Raw genomic sequence first — 19897 nt, forward strand, 5'->3', positions numbered from 1 at the left:
CCGCAGATGCAAGATGAGCCGCAGCCAAGGCAAGGCATTCAGCATGCCGAGGTCGGCGAGTGAGTGTCTGGGATTCCATAGTCGGCCAGCAGCCCACTGTGGACATGCTGAGCAGGCTGGCGGAGCTTTCCGCGCTTGATCGCAGCGCTTCCAGTGATAGAAGCGATTCCAGTGATCGCAGTCCACAGGAGGCAGACAGGGAGCATCATGGGCTTGCTCAGTCGTGGCTGTTCTGCGGGCCTCCGGGATCTGGTCGTTCGAATCTCGCCCGCGCCTTCGCTGCCGCCCTGGAAAGTCCCGATCATGGCATGGGCGAGACTGCCAGCAATGTGACCAGGCAGGTTCTGGCAGGGACGCATCCTGATGTGACGGTGCTTTCGACCGACAAGGTCACCATCGGCATCGAGGAGGTACGCGGGCTGATAGCCCAGTCCGAGCAGATGCCAAGCACCGCTCCATGGCGCATCATCATCATCGAGGATGTCGACCGCATGCTCGAACGTACGACGAACGTATTGCTCAAGGAAATCGAGGAGCCTGCGGAGCATGCAATATGGATCCTGTGCGCGCCAAGCCCGCAGGACGTGCTGCCGACGATTCGCTCGCGATCGAGAACCGTCAATCTTGCGGTCCCATCGCAGGCTGCAGTCGCCAGATTCATTCAGGAAAGTACCGGCGCCGACGAGCATGTCGCTGCAAGGGCTTCCCGTCTGGCTGAAGGGCATATCGGAATAGCTCGCCTGTATGCGACCAATGAGCGCGTCATGAGCGACAGGGATGACCTGATAGTGGGAGTTCTTGGCATGGAGCGTACCTCCGATGCGGTTTTGCTCGCTCAGGGGCTCATCGACAGCGCTCAGGGTCAGGCTCAGGAAGAGGTCGAATCCCAGGTCGAGCGTGATGAGCGGGACTTTCGACGGATCAATGGTCTTGACGAAGGGGAGCGGCTCCCATCTGAGCTGCGTTCGGCCTTCCATGCCATAGGCAAGAAGGATGATGTGCGCAGGCGTATAACCCGCCGTTCACGTGACGTGCTTGACCGTGCGTTGAATTCCGTCGCGAGCATCTATCGAGATGTCGGAGTGCTTCAGAATGACGCCGAAGACTCGGCTGGATTGATCAATCTTGAGAACAGAAGCGCCATAACGGAACTCTCGATTCGGATTGACCGCAATCGGGCAGTCGCATGTCTGGAATTCATCGAGACCGCTCGGCGCAGACTCGCATCGAACGGCGCGCCTCTGCTCGTGTTTGAGGCGCTGTTCTCCGCACTTGTGCCATAGAGCTTGTGCCATGGAGCTGGTGGCATGTATCTTCTGACGCATATCCAGGCGATCGGAGCATGTTCACTTTCAGGTTGTCGGCATTGTCTGGCGAGGCACGGTGAGCGATACTGTATGCATGAACATTGAGACAGACTTTTCAACCATTCCTGATCGGTACGCCAAGCAGGCTCCCAAGGAATTCACCATCGATGGCACCCCGATTCTTTCATTCCCGTTCACGGTGGACGATGTCAGCGAAGGAGCGCTCTACCTGCACTGGATGTTCGTCGATCCCGATTCGATTCCGGTATGCGGATTCCAATGGAATCATTGGGCGGTCGCGAACGTTCCCATCGCATCGCTGAAGTCGCGGAAGGATCACGCGGTGACAGTCCCTGAGGATTTCTCACGACATGCCGAGCTGATCGCACCCGAGGCGATGCAGGCAAGGAATTCAGAGGCATCCCCGCTGCTGGGCGCAAAGAATCCGAAGATAACGACCGGCTATGTGGGGCCAACCCCTCCTGACAGGGATCACGAATATCTTCTTACCGTATGGGCGAGCACTGAGCCCTTCAGAAAGCTGTCTCAGGACTTCTGGTTCAATGAGCTGCAGAGGGAGATCCGCAATGCGCCCAAGCCACTTGAGCATGCGGACATCTATCTGACAGGCAGGGCCTGATTCTTGCTCTTGAGTGACGACAGCGTGTATTAGCGTATGTTACGGTGTCAGGCAGTGCTGGCTGCCGAGCCGGAGCGTGACTTGGGGTGATGTGGCGCTGATAGGGTTCACCATGATGCATATGGCCATGACCTATATGGGCTCTTCAGGGCTTGCAAATGTGACTTTGGTTTTAAGGGAAAGGTTTTCGGGGTATGGGGTGCACAACGATTCTGGTCGGTAAGGATGCGAGCTACGACGGCTCGACGATAATCGCTCGCAACGAGGATTCGGCCAATGGCGAGTTCGAGCCCAAGCGCTTCGTCGTGGTCCTCCCAGAGGATCAGCCAAGGCATTATCGCAGCATCATCAGTCATGTCCAGATCGACATGCCTCAAAGGCCGATGAGATATACCTCAATGCCCAACGCTGATACGAATCAGGGGATATGGGGCGAGGCCGGCGTGAACGAGGCCAACGTCGCAATGAGCGCAACGGAAACTCTCACGACCAACGAGCGCGTTCTTGGCGCCGATCCGCTCGTGGAGCTCAAGCCTGGCCAGGGAAAGCCCGATGATGTCGACTATCGGCCTGAAGTCCCCGGCGGCATCGGCGAGGAAGACATGCTCACCATCGTCCTGCCTTATATCCGAACGGCTCGCGAAGGTGTCGCTCGCCTGGGCGCGTTGCTCGAGAAGTATGGCACCTATGAGATGAATGGCATAGCCTTCAGCGATGACACCGAGATCTGGTGGCTGGAAACCATCGGTGGACACCACTGGATTGCCAAGAGAGTGCCGGACACGGCCTACGTGACCATGCCCAATCAGCTAGGCATCGATGAGTTCGACATGGACGATGCCTTCAGCGAGCAGTCCGAGCACATGTGCTCACCGGACCTTCGCGAATTCATAGAGGGCCACCATCTCGACCTCTCCGTAGAAGCCACGACGCCGTTCAATCCACGGGATGCCTTTGGCTCCCACTCTGATTCGGATCATGTATATAACACGCCAAGAGCGTGGTACATGCAGCGCTTCCTGAATCCCTACGACGAGATGTGGGATGGGCAGGATGCGGATCACCGTCCTTCGTCGGACGACATTCCATGGGCACGCCAGCCGGAACGCAAGATCACGGTCGAGGATGTGAAATACGTGCTGAGCTCGCACTATCAGGGCACGCCGTTCGATCCATACGGGGCGTTGGGCGATTCGAGAACGCGCGGCATGTTCCGGCCGATCGGCATCAACAGGAACAGTCAGCTTGCCGTGCTGCAGATACGTCCGTATTGCCCTGAGGGATACCGCGCCTTGCAGTGGATTGCCTACGGTTCGAACGCCTTCAATGTGCTTGTTCCGTTCTATGCGAACGTCGACCGCACGCCCGAGTATCTCGAACAGACACCATTGCAGGTCAATACCGGAAGCTTCTATTGGGCCAATCGGGTCATTGCCGCTCTGGCGGACTCGGCATACGCAGAAACCTCGACGGACATTGAAAATTACCGTCAGGTGGTTGGAGCCCTGGGGCATAGGCTCATTATTGACACCGACGCACAATGCTCGCAGCTCGAGAATGGCGAGCAGCAAGTCGATGCCGATGCGAGCAGCCTGTTGGAAATTGCGAACGAGACCATGTCGTCATATCTCAAGCAGGAAACCGAACGATTGCTCACAAAAGTGCTCTATGTCGTCAGCATGCGCATGAAAAACCGCTTCAACATGTCTGATGACTGAATCTCTTGCGCGAGATTGGGAGTTTTGCGGCATTTTCAAAGTATCAAGCCGATTTTTTGGCTTCCTGGCGTCGCGATTTCAGGCTTTTTGCTCGCTTATACTGGTAAAATGCCGCAAAACTCGGAATCTGGGTTCGAAAAGCTTGAGGAGGAGCCATGGTGATGCTCGATACGGCAGTTTCTGCCGTGCTTTCGAACAAGAGACGGGCGAATGCGCTCAAGGCTCTTGGAGTTGTCACCTTGCAGGATGCCCTGACCTATTATCCTTTTCGCGTCACCGACCCAGTTCCAATTCGTCATCTTCGTGAGGCGAAGCTTGATCAGAGCATGGCTTTCGGCGCCACGGTGCGTGCGATCAGAATCATGCCGATGGCGCAGCGACGCGGGCATCGCCTCGAAGTCATCATCGAAGATATCTCCGATTCATCCACAGCTTCACTGATTTTCTTCTCATACAAGAAATATTTCGTTGATTGGATGAGCACTCGGCTCAAGGTCGGCACCGACATCGTGGTGCAGGGATCTCCAACTTATTATAACGACCGGCTTCAATTCACCCATCCCGAAATTCAAGTCGTCGGCGAAGACTGCGCGAATCTCGAATCCGGGTTGGCGAGCGTCTCACGTCCGCGTCCGATCTATCATGCAAATTCGAGAATATCAAGCCAGCATATTCACGAAACCATCCTTGGCATCCTGCGCATGCTGGCATCGCACGAAGCGATTGACAGCCTGCAGACGAAAGACCCTGAAGAAGGCCCCTTGGCGGTTATTCCCGTTGAGGAACTAACCGCCAAGATTCCCGATATTCTGCCAGACACGATAATCGAAGGCAATGCCCTGCTGCATCGCGCGCAGGCGTTCCTGTCGATTCATGAGCCCGATTCGGTGCCTGCATTCAAGGCCGCCCTCGCGACCTTGCGATTCGAAGAGGCCTTCGTGTCGCAAACCGCACCGCTTCGCACAAAATCTGATGCGAAGCTTACGCCTGCATTGCCTTGCATCGGCGAACAGTCAGACGCATTCGTTCAGGAATTCATAGCTTCCCTGCCTTTCGAATTAACCAATGGCCAGCGAGAAGTGATGACGGACATTCGAGATGACATGGCTCATCCGTATCCGATGCAGCGCCTGCTGCAAGGTGAAGTAGGTTCGGGCAAAACGATTGTCTCGATCGCTGCGATGCTGCGTGCAGTTGGAGCCGATCAGCAGGCCGTGCTGGTCGCGCCGACCCAGATCCTTGCTGAGCAGCATTACCAGACATTGAAGCGCATGCTGAGCCAGAATGCGGATGAGAGCGGTTCAACGAGCGCAGATACACCTCTGAGTTCGATTCCTGTCGTGCTCCTGACCGGAGGCATGCGCCTTGCGGAACGAAGAAAGGCGCTCGCAGTGGCGTCAAGTGGCAAGCCATGCATGGTCGTTGCCACCCACGCAGCATTTTCGAAGACCTTTCAAGCCCCGAACCTCGGGCTTGTCGTTATCGACGAGCAGCACCGTTTCGGTGTCGAACAGCGCAATGTGCTGCGCAACAAGTCCGAGCATGCACCGCATCTGCTGGTGATGACGGCAACGCCAATTCCTCGAACTGCAGCGCTGACATGGTTCGGCGACCTCGACCTTTCCTGGCTCACTGAGCTTCCCGGTGGCAGAAAGCCTATCCGCACGACGGTTATCGAAGAGAGCAATGCCTCGATGATGGCGAAGATGTTCGTGCATGTTCGCCAAAGGGTAGATGCCGGTGAGCGGGCATATATCGTATGTCCCCGCATCGATGAGGAAAATTCGGATGCTGATGCAGCGCAAGGTCCGTCGTCGCCGACTTCAAAGGACAGCCAGCGGCACTCTCAGCGGAGCGAAGATGATCTTGGGTTCGACGATTTCGATGAATTCACAGTTGCGGATGCCGACGATGAAGCATCTTCCCAGGCTCTGCCGCCACTGCATTCCGTGACCACCATCGCTTCTCGTCTTGCCGGATTGCCACAGTTCGCAGGGCTTAGGATAACGACCCTCACCGGCCGCGATGACGATGAGACCAAGACTCGGGTCATGCAGGACTTCTCCTCGGGGAAGGCTCCGATCATCGTCGCGACGACAGTCGTTGAGGTTGGCATGGATGTTCCTCAGGCCACATGCATTGTCGTCTTCGATGCGGATCGCTTCGGCCTGTCACAGCTGCATCAGCTTCGTGGCCGTGTTGGTCGTGGTGGCAAGCAGAGCTGGGCGTTCTTCGTCTCGCGTGCTCAGCCCGAAAGCATTGCAGCGCAACGTCTTGATGTCATTCGTGATTCCACCGATGGCGCTGAGATCGCCCAGGCTGACATGGAATTGCGCGGTGCCGGCGATGTGCTCGGCGATGCCCAGTCAGGAGGCCAGTCCTCGCTGAAGCTGCTCCGCGTCATCACTGACGCGAAGATCATCGCACAGGCGCGCTCGCAGGCCGAGGAGCTGCTGGAATCCGACCCGCAGCTGACGCATCAGGTCCAGCTTGCCGGAGCGGTCCTCGATTTCATGCGCGGCAACGAGCGCTTCCTCACCAGCACCTGAAATAGTCGCGCTTTCGGGCCGAAACCGATCGAGGATTCAAGTTTTTGGCACTTGTCTGAGTATCTCGGCTGTTTTTTGGCGCTATGCCGGTCGAATTTTCAACGAAAATGGAGCTTTCTACTCAGGCAAGTGCCAAAAACTTGAAAGGTCATGACCCACAGTCATGAACATGAGGCATGAATATGGGCCGGAATCCGAGAACTCCGACCCACATCCATGACTTCAGCGGAACAAGCTCAGCGGAACAGGCTCAGAAGCCGCCCTGCTCGATCTTGCCGATATGCGGTTCCAGACCCTCCCTTTCAAGGAAGTATGAGAATGGCTTCAGATCCTCGGCCTCGTACCTCCTCTTGAATTCGGCGATGTCCTCCTCAGGGCTCAGCCGCGGATCTAGTTCCAGCAACTCGGCGGGCAGAGGCCGCTCGTTGCTTATCTTCGCATCGATGACCACAACACGGCCTTCGGCAATGTCCCTGATCGCAGAGTCGAAGACATCCTTCAGCTGGCTGATTTCGGTCACGGTGTATCCGACGGCGCCCATCGACTCCGCGAGCTTCTTGTAATCCGTGTCCTGGAACTGCACGCCAAGGAATCCGTTGTTGGTGTCTTCCTGCTCATCCTTGATGAAGCCATACTGCTTGTTCGCAAAGACGACGTTGATGATTGGCAGCTTGTATTGGACCTGCGTTGCCAGATCCTGCATCACCATGTTGAAGCCGCCGTCACCAGCCAGATTCCAGACCTGACGCCCCGGGAAGTCGAGCTTCGCCGCGATGGCCCCGGGAAGTCCGATGCCCATCGTCGCAAAGAGTGCGGAGGTCCTCCACATCTGCTGCGGATTCATGTGCAGATGGCGAATGGATGTCTGCGTCACATCACCGACATCGATGGAATAGATGGCGTCTTCCTCCGAGACCCTGTTGATCTGGTTGTAGACCTGATAGAGCTGAAGCTCGCCTTCGGCCTTGGTCTCCAAGCGGTGCACGTATTCGTTCCAATTGGCCACATTGGCGAGGTTCGCACGCCACCAGCCAGTCTCCGGCTTCTCGTCCACCTTGTCATAGATGGCCTTCAGCGCGTCACCCGCATCGCCAAGAATCGCGACGTCGGTGTAGTGACGCTTCCCAAGCTTCGACGGGTCAATGTCTATCTGAATGAACTTCCTGACATTCTTGAAGATCTTCGAGACCTCCGCGAAAGGGTAGTTGTTGCCGACGAACACGACCACATCGGCCTCCGGGAAGACCTCGACCGAAGGCTTGGTCGAGACTCGGTTCGGGCTGCCGAGCAGCGCCTCGAAGTCAGATGGGAAGTTGTCCCAGCTGATGCCGGTGTTGGCCAGCGGAGCCTTGATCTTGCGGCACAGGTCGATGACGACCTTGCTCTTGCCGCGCGTTCCGATGCCTGCGAAGATCACGGGCCGTTCTGCCTCGTTGAGAATGTTGGCCGCCAGCGCGATGTCTTCGGGGTCAAGCGTCGGATTCGGGAACTTGCGATGCGAATGCGCTGCCGAATACCAAGAATCCGAAGGAATGTTGACCCATCCGAGATTCACAGGGATCTGCACGACTGCAACCCCATGCTTTGCATATGCCTGACGGATCGCCTCGTCGACGACGTGCGGCAGCTGCTCGGCTGTCATCACGGTGCGGTTGTATACCGAGACATCGGCGAAGATCGGATTCTCGTTGATCTCCTGGAAGGTGTCCCAGTTCATGCCCGCCGTTCCGAACTGGCCGACAAGCGCCAGAACCGGCACATGGTCTTCGCGGGCATCATAGAGCCCGTTCATCAGATGCGTGCCTCCCGGCCCTGCCGAACCGAAGCACACGCCTATCTCGCCGGTCATCTTGGCATGCATTGCGGCCGCCATTGCGCCGACTTCCTCATGACGAACCTGAACATAGTCGATATGCTCCTGCTCCTCATACAGCGCGTCCATCAAGGAGTTGATCGAACCGCCAGGAATGCCATACAGATGCTTGACACCCCACGATTCGAGCAGCTTGACGGTTGCGACGCCAGCCTTGATGGTTCCAACCTCACGCTTGTTGGCAACCTTGGTGTCGAATCCGAATTGAATAACGTTCTTGGCCATAATCGCTCCTTTGCGTAGTGTTAGGTCACGGGCCTGTTTCCTCATTAAGACAAGCCGTCACCGAATGTTTTCACCCAATGATTTTCTTGCTGCGGCCCCAGCCTGCCGCGGCGGAAATTCAACGATAATTCAACACTATCAATCGTGGGAATTATTTGGAAGCGAATGCACTATGAGCTGCATCACAGTTCATCTAAGGTGAAAAAATGGCGCAGAGAGCGCCCTTCGGCAGCGAAGAAATTGATTCTTCTCCCATGTCCCCATTAGACTGATGTTCATTATGGCAGCTTTTACATCTTTGACCGACAGGCTTTCGCAGGCTTTCAAACACCTGCGTTCCAAGGGGAAACTCTCTGAGTCCGACATCGACGGAACCATTCGTGAGATTCGCAGGGCTCTGCTCGACGCAGACGTCTCACTTGATGTCGTCCGCTCGTTCGCCTCGCGAATCCGTGAACGTGCTCTGGGAGAGGAAGTCTCTCAGGCATTGAATCCTGCCCAGCAGGTCGTTTCCATCGTGAACGAGGAGCTGACGAAGATTCTGGGCGCTGGCGTTGACCGCCCGCTCAACTTCGCGAAGAAGCCGCCGACCGTCATCATGCTCGCCGGTCTTCAGGGCGCAGGCAAGACGACGCTTGCCGGAAAGCTCGGATACTGGCTGCGAGACACTGGCCACACCCCGCTGCTCGTCGCAGCCGATCTTCAGCGGCCCAACGCGGTCACTCAGCTGCAGGTTGTCGGTGAACGGGCCGAGGTGCCGGTCTACGCTCCGGAGCCAGGCGTGCAGGCGGATAGTTCGGATGTCGTCGAACCAGGGCAGGCCACCGGCGATCCGGTCAAGGTCGCCAAGGATTCAATCGCCTTCGCGCAAGACAAGCTCTATGACACGGTGATCATCGACACCGCAGGCCGTCTTGGCGTCGACGAGCAGCTCATGCAGCAGGCTCGCAACATTCGCGATGCGGTCAACCCGAACGAGATTCTCTTCGTCATCGATGCGATGATCGGTCAGGATGCGGTGCAGACCGCCAAGGCATTCGACGAGGGCGTGGATTTCACCGGTGTCGTGCTCTCGAAGCTCGATGGCGATGCCCGAGGTGGTGCGGCGCTTTCCGTCGCCAGCGTGACTGGCAAGCCGATTCTCTTTGCGTCGACAGGCGAGGGGCTGAAGGACTTCGAAGTCTTCCACCCCGATCGCATGGCTTCGAGAATTCTCGACATGGGCGATGTGCTGACGCTTATCGAGCAGGCCCAGCGCACCTTCGACGAGCAGGAGGCCCGCGAGGCCGCAGCGAAGATGCAAGAGGGCAGCTTCGGGCTTGACGACTTCCTGTCGCAATTGCAGCAGGTTCGCAAGCTTGGTTCGATGAAGAGTCTGCTCGGCATGATTCCTGGCATGGCCCAGCATCGCAAGGAACTCGAACAGTTCGACGAGCATGAGGTCGACCGCACCGAGGCGATCATTCATTCGATGACCCCTCAGGAACGCCGCGAGCCCAGCATCATCAACGGTTCTCGACGCGCGCGCATCGCCTATGGTTCCGGCACGATGGTCTCCGCGGTCAACGGGCTGCTGCAGCGCTTCGAACAGGCCGCAAAGATGATGAAGCGCATGAGCAACGGTTCGCGCAGCATGCCCGGCATGGCTGGAATGCCTGGCATGGCAGGAATGCCCGGGCAAGGCTCCAAGCGTGGTGGCAAGAAGAACAAGAAGCATCGCTCAAAGTCTGGCAATCCCATGAAGCGTGAGGCCGAAGACAAGGCATTGCGCGACAGGCTTTCCGGTAATGGGCCAAAGGCTTCCGGCTCCGCCTTCCAGAAGAACCCGCAGCAGCCCCAGACGCCAGACGGGCTGCCTGAGCTTCCGCCGAATCTTTCGGGAGGCCTGTCCGGATTGTTCGGGCGTTGATTCACCCGATGACGCCGATCAATCGATTCCGTGGTCAGTCATGAGCGCGCTGCTTTGGATTCCCTATGTGCTGATTGCCATATGGATGTGTCTGTGGTTCGTCCCCTATTCGGTGAATGGGAACAGACCTTTGCCCGAATGCATGGCGCTGATTCCTCTGCTGACTTTCCCCACCGTGCTGCTGATGGCTTGCTCCGCGATAGCAGGGCAATGGTGGCAAGTGGGATTTGCGGCGTCGCAGCTTGCGGTGCAGGCCTTATGGTTCGTTTCGACCCTGGTCGACATACCGCGCGGCGCCTTGCACATACTCGGGCTTCCGGAACGCCGAAGGCGTGCCGCTGACGCCCCAATGCCTGCAGAGTCTTCGGCATCGCCCCGGAATCTGCGTTGGAGTCTGATGACGTTGAACTGTCGTTTCGGCCGCGCCGATGCGAATGATGTGGTGGGGCAGATTCAGCGGCGGCATGTCGACGTGCTTGCCTTGCAAGAGGTCACTCCAGAGCTGCTGCAGCGTCTGGATGATGCCGGAATAGGTCTGGAACTGCCTTATCGCTCGCTAGGGAAGGCCTCCGACGATGACAATGGGGGCACCAACGCCATCCTGTCTCGTGTCAAGCCTGCTGAATCCAGCAGCTCCTCCATCGACATCCTTGCGGCAGGCATACCCTCCCTCTCTCTGGACATTCAGGGCAGACGAGTCAGATTCGTATCCGCGCATCCGAAGTCTCCAGGTCGTGGCGGACGATTCTGGCAGATAGGAATCGAACGACTCGCGGGGTTCTCGAAAAGAATCATCTCGACGCACGAGGCCCCAAGCTCCCATGAGCCGGGGGGTCTGCCATCATATGCGCCTCTTCCTCAGGAGACGGTCGTCATGGGCGACCTGAATTCCAGCCTGTATCATTCGGTGTTCCGCCATCTGCTCACGGGCTCGGGCCTCTCCGACGCCGCCTTCGAGATGAAGGCGGGCGTGCACCCAAGTTTTCCGGCTTCCTGGACATACGTTCCATCCATGCTGGAAATCGACCATATATTGATGACCGAAGGCCTGATTCCGCTTTCGATATCCACGGCAATCATTGCGGGCAGCGATCACAGGGCTCTGTGCTCTGAGATCTCGATGTCTGCCTGAAATCTCTCCATAGCCGCAAGGCAAAGCCCGGCAGTTCCGTAAAATCTGAACGAACTGTATTCTGTGTATTATATTGTGTGTATGATTATTAACACTATGTCTATGTTATGTCTACGCACGATTTCATAGACGGTCTACAAGATTGATTATCAGAAAGAGCGGAACCATGGGAAAACATGTTCGTTTTGAAGGAAAGCGAGGGAGCTGCAATCTCGTCAAATACCTAGCGATGCTGGTATCTATCGTGATGCTGTTCAGCTTCGTCTCGACGAATGCAAGCGCCGACAGCTCAGTGGACGAAGAATTGGAGACTCAGCTTATCGCCGTGTGTTCCGACACCGTCGCCGATGGGGTCGAAGACGAATTCTGCGAAGGGTTGGTCGAAGCGGTTCTTGACTCGTCAGGCACGTTCGAAGATGGTGAGGCAGCCACACTTGTCGAGAATCTCTCTTCTCCCATCAACGGCTACCTCGACACGGTGATTGCCAAGGTCACGGCAAAACAGCTCACCGTCGACGGCATCCAAGCCGACATCAGGAAGGAGTTCGCTCCCATTCTTGCCAAGGCGGTCGCCGATGCGAAGCAGATTGCATACGACGTCACCTACGATTACGGATACACGAAGCATTTTGTCCAAGAACCAGTTGATTCCCAAGGCCAGACGCATACCGATGCCTATTGGGCCGCGTATGACACTGAATACACCACGGCACTTGAAGAGGAGCAGGACGAGGTCAGTTACGACGAGGCTGTCGAAGCTCAGGAAGAAGCGCAGTCGGCACTTGAAGAGGCTGAGGAAACGCTCGAAACATATCAGGCCTTGGATGATGAAGATGGACTCATTGACGATGTCGTCGCCGGTGAGGATTCATACACAGAAGGCACCTTCAAGGATGAGGCTCTCGATGACGCCATGACCGCTTTGCAAAGTGCCTATGATGACTATGCCTCAAAGGATGGAGCCAGCACCGAGGCGAAGGCGGCTCTTGATGCGGCTGAAACACAGCTTGCGGACGCGATCCAGGCGTTGACTGACCAGGGCCATAACGAACAATGGTGCACTGGCGAAGGATCTTCCGATACCTTGTGCACGGGCGACACCGGCTACAACAAGTCACTTGAGAAGAAGAACGCGGCTGAAGGCGTTGTAGCTGACGCAAACAGCGAGCTGACAAGCTCCACCGAGGCATTGAATGTTGCGAAGGCGACAGCTGTCACAGCTGCACAGGGAGCGAGTGAGCGTGCGGAAGAGACTCGTGACGAAGCCCAGACAGCCCTCAACGAAGCCACCGCAACCGCTGAAGGCAAGGGCGACGCGGCTAAACAAGCTGCCATAGCCCGGGCCGAGGCAGCAGGAACCACGGCAGAAACCGCACTGCGCAATCAAGCAGTTTCCGATGCGAATAGCAGAAAAGGCTCCATCGGCGAGGCGGTCACAGCCGGAATGAACGCACTCCTTGAGGCATTCGTCACGAAGGCTGCGGCTGCGCAGCAGAGTGTCGAAGATCTGATTGACACTGCTGCAGGGGAAGAGGCAGATACCGCCGAAAGTGCTTTGGAAGAGATCCAGACCGATCTTGAATCGATCAAGACCGAACTTGAATCGATCAAGGATAACGTAAGTGGCGGGATAGCATCGGCGAAGAAGCGTTACCAGGCACTCTACAAGCGTCTTCTGGACCTCAACACCAAGGCTCAGCAGATCGCTCCCGAAGGCATCACTACCCTTGCCAGCAAGCTTCCCACCAAGGTCGATGACGCGATAGCCAGTCTGGATGCTCTCGATGGTGAGATTGAAGCTGTTCTCGAAACCATTGAAGATGGCTTCGCCGGGAATCTGTCTGAGGCTCTCTGGGCTCTGGCGCTCAACAATGATGAAGCCGCATCCAACAATGGTTGCGTGTCAATGCAGCATGTGATTGCAGCGGCTCTTGAAGGAATCGAAACCAGTGAGAATTCGAACGATGATCTGTCGGTCGAAGAGAAGCTGACGAACGCCTCCGCAGCCATTCTCAATGAGTTCGATGCCAGGCTCAAGGCTGGCTGCAAGGTCATCCTCAACGACGGCGTGCAGGTCTGGGCGAATGAAATCCCCGTGGCCGAATCACACACCTATGACGGTGAAGTCGTCAGTGATGTTGTCGGCGACATCACGTTGCAGGTCATCGAACAGGGTCATGTGACGACGGTTGATGGCGAGCAATACACCCTTGCCTATGCCGCAGTCAAGGGCACTGCTTCCAACACCTCAAACTGCCCCGCACAGGAAACATGGGTAGGCAGTGAGTCTGAACTCGCATTGAAGAACGCTGGAATCTACAACATCTGCATCCGCGCCACATATGATGCGACTGCGTATTACACCCAGGTGAAATATACGATCAAGCAGAAGGACATCTCGGTGCGTGCCAACGCAGCGACATCCGAATACGGGGAGGAGCTTCCAGGATTCAGCTATGCAGTGAGTGGAGAAACCCTACTTATCGAAGGCGACTCGCTCACCGGTTCGCTGACCGTCGGTACCGCCACAAATGTCGGTGCTCATGCGATCACGCAGAACAAAGATGACCTGATCAGGGATTCCAGCGGCAACGACAACTATAAGATCACCTTCACTTCGGGAACCTTGACGATAACCCCGCGGGAGATCGTGGTGTGCGCCGCGGATACATCCAAGACCTTCGGAGACAAGGATGTGTTCTCCTATGAGGTCGGAAGATACCTTGAGGACGATGACAACGACGACTGCGACGCAGAAGGCGGACTTGTCGGATCGGACACCCTAAAGGGCGTGACGTACGACCGTGACGCAGGCGAGAACGCGAACCAGGATTATACGGTCCGTGTGCTTGTCGACGTTGAAAGCAATCCGAATTACGACGTCAAGGTCAATGTTGACGGCAAGCTGACCATCAACCGCCGACCATTGACCATCGACGTGGATAAGAAAGCGATCACCTACGGCGACGCCAATCCCAAGCTGACCTACACCTTCGGTGACAAGACCGCTCCTGTCGACGACAAGGCATTGACCATCGCGCTCGCCGTGAACACCGGCGACTCGACGTACGCGCCAGTCGGTACCTATGACATCACCGCCACGGTGACCGGCAAGGACGTCGATAACTACACCATCACGAAGCATGAGAACGTGCTTCAGGTGAAGCAGCGTGCGATAGCCATCAAGGCATCGGACACGGGCAAGGTTTATGGCTATTCCGATCCAGGCTCGCTGCAATATGCGGTCAGTTCCAAGATCGGTCTTGTCGAAGGCGATAAGCTCAATGGCATTTCGGTCATCCGAGATGACGGAGAGAACGCAGGCACCTATGCGCTGCGCTTCGCCGAGGCCGAGTCGGAAATCAGCGCGGCGAACCCCAACTATGCGCTGACATTCGAAAACGGCATCTTCACCATCAAGCCGCGCCCGCTGACCATAACCCCGAAGTCGCTTTCCAAGACCTTCGGCGCAAAGGATCCAGCATCATTCCCCTATGTGATAAGCGCGGGAACCGTGTTTGGCAACGATGATCCGGGCATCGTGGTCATTCGTGAAGCTGGCGAGAATGTTGGCACCTACAAGTATCTCGTTGATGCAGCAAAGACAAATAAGAATTATGCGATTTCGGTATCGAAGTCTGCCACATTCAAGATTGTCAACAATGCTGCCATGGACGAGGTGGTCGACATCATCAACGATCTTCCTGACACGATCAAGACCCCTGCCGATGCAGAGAAGGTTCTTGAGGCCACCAAGGCTCTTGAATCGCTCACTGATGCTGAGCGTGCCCAGATTCTCGCCAAGATCAAAGAGAAGCTGGCCGCTTTGCAGAAGCAGGCGCAGCAGGTCAATCAGTCAGACAGCAAGGGCAACACCGTCGAATCGAAGCCTGCCCTGCCTTGGTACGTTCGTCTGGTGGTCGAACCGGAGAATACGGCAGACCACACCCAGCGCTTTGCAAGATTCATCGACGGCAATACGAAGCTCGAGGCCGTGTTTGACATTCATCTGGTGGACTCAAGGAATGGCAAGGAATTCGAACTGGCCAAGGGTCAGGCGGTAACGGTGACGATCGACGATGAAAGACTGTCAAGGCTTTCTGGCGGCAAGGTCATCCACGAGATAGCTGCAGACAGCTTCGAAGAGGTCGAATCTGCCTTTGACGCGCAGTCAAAGACGGTGAGCTTCAAGACGTCATCGTTCAGCTATTTCGCTGTCTTCTCCACAGGTCAGGGTGACGCTCTTGGAAAGACGGGCTCTGCGGCGCTCCCGGTTGCCATCATCGCAGTCGCTTTGACTCTGTGCGGCGTGGGAGCTCTCCTGTCAAGGAAGTTCGGAATCCTCAAAAGGTGAATCGATGCGATGACGATCAATCTGCATTGAGATTCATGTGAGATGAACAATGGTGCTCTGGCTTGCCAGAGCATCATTTGCATGTCTGCAGCTGATGATGGTCATAGTGGGAATTGGGGTCATGGCGGCAGCAACCGCTTTAGCTGCTCGCATAACGATACACTCTGTCTGAAATTTCCTTGTAAGTTCAATACTGTCTGTTTAACAACATTCAGCATGTCCAATTTGTTGACATGGAAACCTAACGAAGGAAACCATTCAGGAATGAGAATGAATCAGAAAAATCAGGATGTGCCGGTATGGAAGAGAGGGAGACGCAATCCCGTTCAATACATGGCATTATTCGTCTCGATTGCAATGTTCTTTGGCTGCTTCGCGATGAATCCCAGTGCGTATGCGGCTCCTATCGATGATGCGAAGGAAGCGCTGAGGGCCGAACTGATCGCTCAATGCAAGTCGAGCATCGCGTTTGATGATCCGTCAATTGCCGAATCTGTCTGCACACAGATTGTAGAGACCTCACTGGATTCGCTATCAAGGTTGGATGAGGCAAGCGCCAAGCAGCTCGTCAAGGAACTGGCGCAGACAGTGGGAAGCTATCTCAACGATATCGTCAGCAAAGTCGTTTCAGGCGATGTGGCCCTTGACGATGTGGACGATGAAGTCAAGCAGTCCATCAGTTCCCTTATCGACCAGGTAGGGGAGCGAGTTGGCAATATCGCGTACGATGCTGCTTTCGACTCGCTTTATGCAAGTCGCATGGTGAGTGCACGAACAGATTCACATGGAGCTGAGCACACCGACGCGTATTGGACAGCGTATGACGATGCCTATGACGATTTGCTCGCAGGATTTGAAAGTGACGAGGGTCTGGCAGCCGCCGAACAGGCGCTTTCAACTGCGCAGACGGCATTGACGGCCGCAACGGCGACGCTTGCAATCTATCAGACTGTGGTCGGTCCAGAAGGATTGATCTCTGGTATTGCAAACGGCTCGGCAGTGTATTCCAATGGGCAGATTGCCGATGCCGGTTTGAATGCAGCGCTCAAGGCACTGCAGGCCACCAAGAACGATTTGGCCAACTTTGACAACAACAAGGTTGCTGCTCAGCAGGCGGTGACCGATGCTCAGCAAGCGTTTGATAGTGCCAAGACGGCGCAGACTCAGGCAGAACAAGCCGTTACTGACAAGGGCTGGACGCTTGCATCATGTGCTTTGTTCGTCGGAGCGAACCGTAATGCGGTCGAATGCAAGAATTATCGCAATGCAGTATCTTCGACGGCGACTGCGACGGCGACTTTGGGTGCTAGGCAAGCAACGTTGGCGACCTATTCCGATACCGCACGCGATATCAAGCAGGGCGCCTTTGACCTTGCAGTCGGCGCTGCACAAGGCGTCGCACAGACTGCGGTCAACGAGGCTCAGAACGCCCTCGGCGCTCCTTCGTCTGGTGGAAGTCCGGCAACAGGACTGTACGAGGCTCTGGAAGATGCCCAGGCCGTTGTGAACGATAAGAAATCGACAGCAGAGCAGAAGGCGGTCGCCGCTGCCGAGTTGCTAGGTGAAGCTGCAGAAGCGTTGTTGAAGGCATCGGCCGTTGCTGCTGCGACGGGAGCTAAGTCGGTAGTGTCGAGCGCAGTGAAAAGCGTGCTGAACGGCGCTGCTCAAACCATATATGACGAGGTCGAAAAGATTGCTGCACAGATCTCCACTGCAATAGACACTGCAGTTGATGCCGCGACCACCGAAGCCCAGAGGCAGCTCACAGCGATCAATGCCGAGGTTGCTCGAATCAAGGCTGAGCTTGAACGTATCGAAGCGCAGGTCAATGCGGGCGCTGATTCAGCGCGCCAGCAGTATGAGGCCTTGCGCGCTCAATTGCAGGACTTGGTTGAAGAAGCACGTTCCATCATATCCAGCGGAATCTCTGAACTCGATCCTGCTGATTTGAACACCATCGAGGACCTGCAGAACGCTGTGGCGAAGTTCCAGAAAGAAGTCAAGTGTGCTCTGGATTATGTGAAAACCGCTGAGTTCAAGGCGGCGTTGCAGAAGGAGATAAAGGACTTCCTGAACAACGAGCCTTCCACAGCTCAAGGATGCGCAACCATGTCCGCCATCCTCGCCACGCTCATTGACAAGGTAGGTGCTGCGTCAAGCTCAAGCAACATCGGTCAGACCATTCAACAATCTGTGGTAAAGGCATTGGAAGCGCTGAAAGCGAAGCTTGATGCCACCTGTGCAATACTCACGTCGGAAAGCAAGTTGGAGGTATATGCCGACGAGATTCCCGCATCGAATGCGAAGACCTACGATGGACAACCGGCTTCATATGTAGCCACCGGCATCACTGTTCAGAGTGTAAAGCACGGTCATGTGCACACCATCTCGGATGGCTACACCCTGAAATATGCGGCTGTGCAGGCAGGCAATGCAACTGAGCCGGCAGCCGATACGGACTGGGTGGACACCCAGCAGGCTTTGAAACTTGTGAATGCCGGCACCTACACGGTGTTCATACAGGCGGGCTACAAAGGCCAGACTGCCGTATCGTCAGTGCGCTTCACTATCGGCAAGCGAGTCGTTACTGTAAAGCCCGTCGGTGGCGAAAAGAAATATGGAGAAGCAGATTCCGTTTCTTTCACGTATGTGGTGAGTAAGGGAACGGTTGTCGGAGATGATGATTTGGGTATCTCATTCTCTCGCGAAAGCGGCGAGAATGTTGGCAGCTACAAATTCATCGTTGACGCGTCTGCTTCCAACAGAAACTATTCGATTGTTGTTTCGGCAACAGCCCGCTTCACCATCACCAACAATGCCGCGATTCAAGCAGTGATTGATGCAATCAACGCGCTTGCAGAGAATCCGACAAGCATTGACGATGCTGATGCAGTTGCGGAGGCAACGAATATGTATGATGAGCTGACAGATGGCGAGAAAGCGCAAATTGAACAGCCGATAATGGACACGCTCGAAAACAGGCAAGACGGCGTTGCAGCCATCAATATGACGACCGACATTGCGCGAGTGGATGTTTCTACAAGTGCACTTCCTTGGAATGTGCGTCTTGTTGTGGTTGCAGAAACAGTATCTGTTCATGCTGATCGTTTCTCAGCCTTGAGTCAAGATGGGCGTGAGTTGAAGGGTGTGTTCGACATTTACTTGAAGGACACGCTCACCGGAGAGAAGTATGAGCTCGATGATGGTCAGTCAGCCACCATTGCGATACGTAACGCAGAATTGGCGGCACTGAAAGGTGGAAAGGTAATTCACGAAAAGAGTGATGGTGGTTTTGAAGAGCTGGAATCTGACTTCGACGCAGATAGTGGCTTACTTCATCTCACCACGTCATCCTTCAGCTATTTTGCCGTGACTGCCAGTGCTGCAACTGTGGATGATGAACGAACTGAGGGAGCATCTGACAAAGTTGCTGAGAAAGAACACTCAGTAGCTCCGAAGGCTTCCACTGTTGAAAACAAAGCATCCAAGGTCATGTCGTTAGCCAAGACCGGAGTTGCAACTGCGGTAATACTCTATGCGATTATTGCTTTCTCGGTTTGTGGCGCATCACTTCTTGCGGCGCAAAAAATGAAAAAAGAGTAGCGCGCACATTAGTCAAATGAGCTTTGGTGTTGCTCACTTGCCCTGAATCCATGAAAGCCAATCGGGCATCTGGTTGATCGACCAGATGCCCGATTGCTGATGGAGAACAGGTAGCGAGCGTTCATTGGCACTTGGCATGTCTAAGTGCGTTCCTTAGGAGCATAGAGCGTTACGTTACAATTGATGAAAGTGAAATAGGAGCGAATTCGATCATCTGCTCATAATCCGTAATGCCCATCATCGTCATCATGCCGAATGATTGAGAAGAGGAGACTGCTATGGTTCAACACCGCGAAGCCACATTCAGTTACGACCCCATGATCTACGACGTGATGCGTGAAAGCGCGAACTATCTCAAAGGCACATACAGCCATCTTGCAGATCTTGCAGAAGATCCCAAGATCAAGGCGGCACTCATGGAGACAGTGTGGCAGATTGGACGCGAAGTAGAGGAAGTCAACGCCTCTGACATGCAAGCTGTAGAGAGCAAAAGCAGGGAATTCACGCAGCGGCTTCAATACATCAGCAACGCAGGCAAGAAATTGAAAAGGGCAGCGGCGTGAACGATTCTCGCTGCCAGCTTGACG

At 55.5% G+C, this 19897-nt stretch carries 10 protein-coding genes; 9 read left to right on the top strand and 1 reads right to left on the bottom strand.

The features are described from left to right. Window positions 1-59 precede the first annotated feature (59 nt). From QN062_RS07770 to QN062_RS07785, 4 genes are all read left to right on the top strand, one after another. Window positions 60-1283, top strand: coding sequence for a DNA polymerase III subunit delta' (locus tag QN062_RS07770; protein ID WP_369341251.1), 1224 nt, complete (start codon window positions 60-62; stop codon window positions 1281-1283). Between the two features lie 118 nt (window positions 1284-1401). Beyond that, window positions 1402-1947, top strand: a complete 546-nt coding sequence (locus tag QN062_RS07775; protein ID WP_369341252.1) for a YbhB/YbcL family Raf kinase inhibitor-like protein — start codon at window positions 1402-1404, stop codon at window positions 1945-1947. Window positions 1948-2141: 194 nt separating this feature from the next. Further along, window positions 2142-3665, top strand: a complete 1524-nt coding sequence (locus tag QN062_RS07780; RefSeq protein WP_369341253.1) for a C69 family dipeptidase — start codon at window positions 2142-2144, stop codon at window positions 3663-3665. A gap of 155 nt (window positions 3666-3820) precedes the next feature. Next, window positions 3821-6214, top strand: a complete 2394-nt coding sequence (locus QN062_RS07785) for an ATP-dependent DNA helicase RecG (RefSeq protein ID WP_369341254.1) — start codon at window positions 3821-3823, stop codon at window positions 6212-6214. A 250-nt stretch (window positions 6215-6464) separates the two neighbouring features. On the opposite strand, the gene spxB is transcribed toward QN062_RS07785, so the two are convergent. Beyond that, window positions 6465-8312, bottom strand: a complete 1848-nt coding sequence (gene spxB / locus QN062_RS07790; protein ID WP_369341255.1) for a pyruvate oxidase — start codon at window positions 8310-8312, stop codon at window positions 6465-6467. 280 nt (window positions 8313-8592) lie between these two features. Between spxB and ffh the strand changes: the two genes are divergently transcribed. The 5 genes from ffh (at window position 8593) to QN062_RS07815 (ending at window position 19873) form a co-directional block, all read left to right on the top strand. Beyond that, on the top strand, window positions 8593-10221 hold the full coding sequence (gene ffh / locus QN062_RS07795) for a signal recognition particle protein (RefSeq protein ID WP_369341256.1): 1629 nt from the start codon (window positions 8593-8595) through the stop codon (window positions 10219-10221). A 40-nt stretch (window positions 10222-10261) separates the two neighbouring features. Then, window positions 10262-11353 carry an endonuclease/exonuclease/phosphatase family protein gene (locus tag QN062_RS07800; protein WP_369341257.1) on the top strand — a complete coding sequence of 364 codons (1092 nt, stop codon included), beginning with the start codon at window positions 10262-10264 and terminating at the stop codon, window positions 11351-11353. A gap of 166 nt (window positions 11354-11519) precedes the next feature. Continuing rightward, on the top strand, window positions 11520-15707 hold the full coding sequence (locus QN062_RS07805; RefSeq protein WP_369341258.1) for an MBG domain-containing protein: 4188 nt from the start codon (window positions 11520-11522) through the stop codon (window positions 15705-15707). A 270-nt stretch (window positions 15708-15977) separates the two neighbouring features. Continuing rightward, complete coding sequence (locus tag QN062_RS07810; RefSeq protein WP_369341259.1) at window positions 15978-19310, top strand: MBG domain-containing protein; 3333 nt, start codon at window positions 15978-15980, stop codon at window positions 19308-19310. Between the two features lie 278 nt (window positions 19311-19588). Next, on the top strand, window positions 19589-19873 hold the full coding sequence (locus tag QN062_RS07815; protein ID WP_369341260.1) for a hypothetical protein: 285 nt from the start codon (window positions 19589-19591) through the stop codon (window positions 19871-19873). Window positions 19874-19897: the final 24 nt, after the last annotated feature.

Source organism: Bifidobacterium sp. WK012_4_13 (assembly GCF_041080835.1).
Lineage (GTDB): Bacteria > Actinomycetota > Actinomycetes > Actinomycetales > Bifidobacteriaceae > Bombiscardovia > Bombiscardovia fermentum.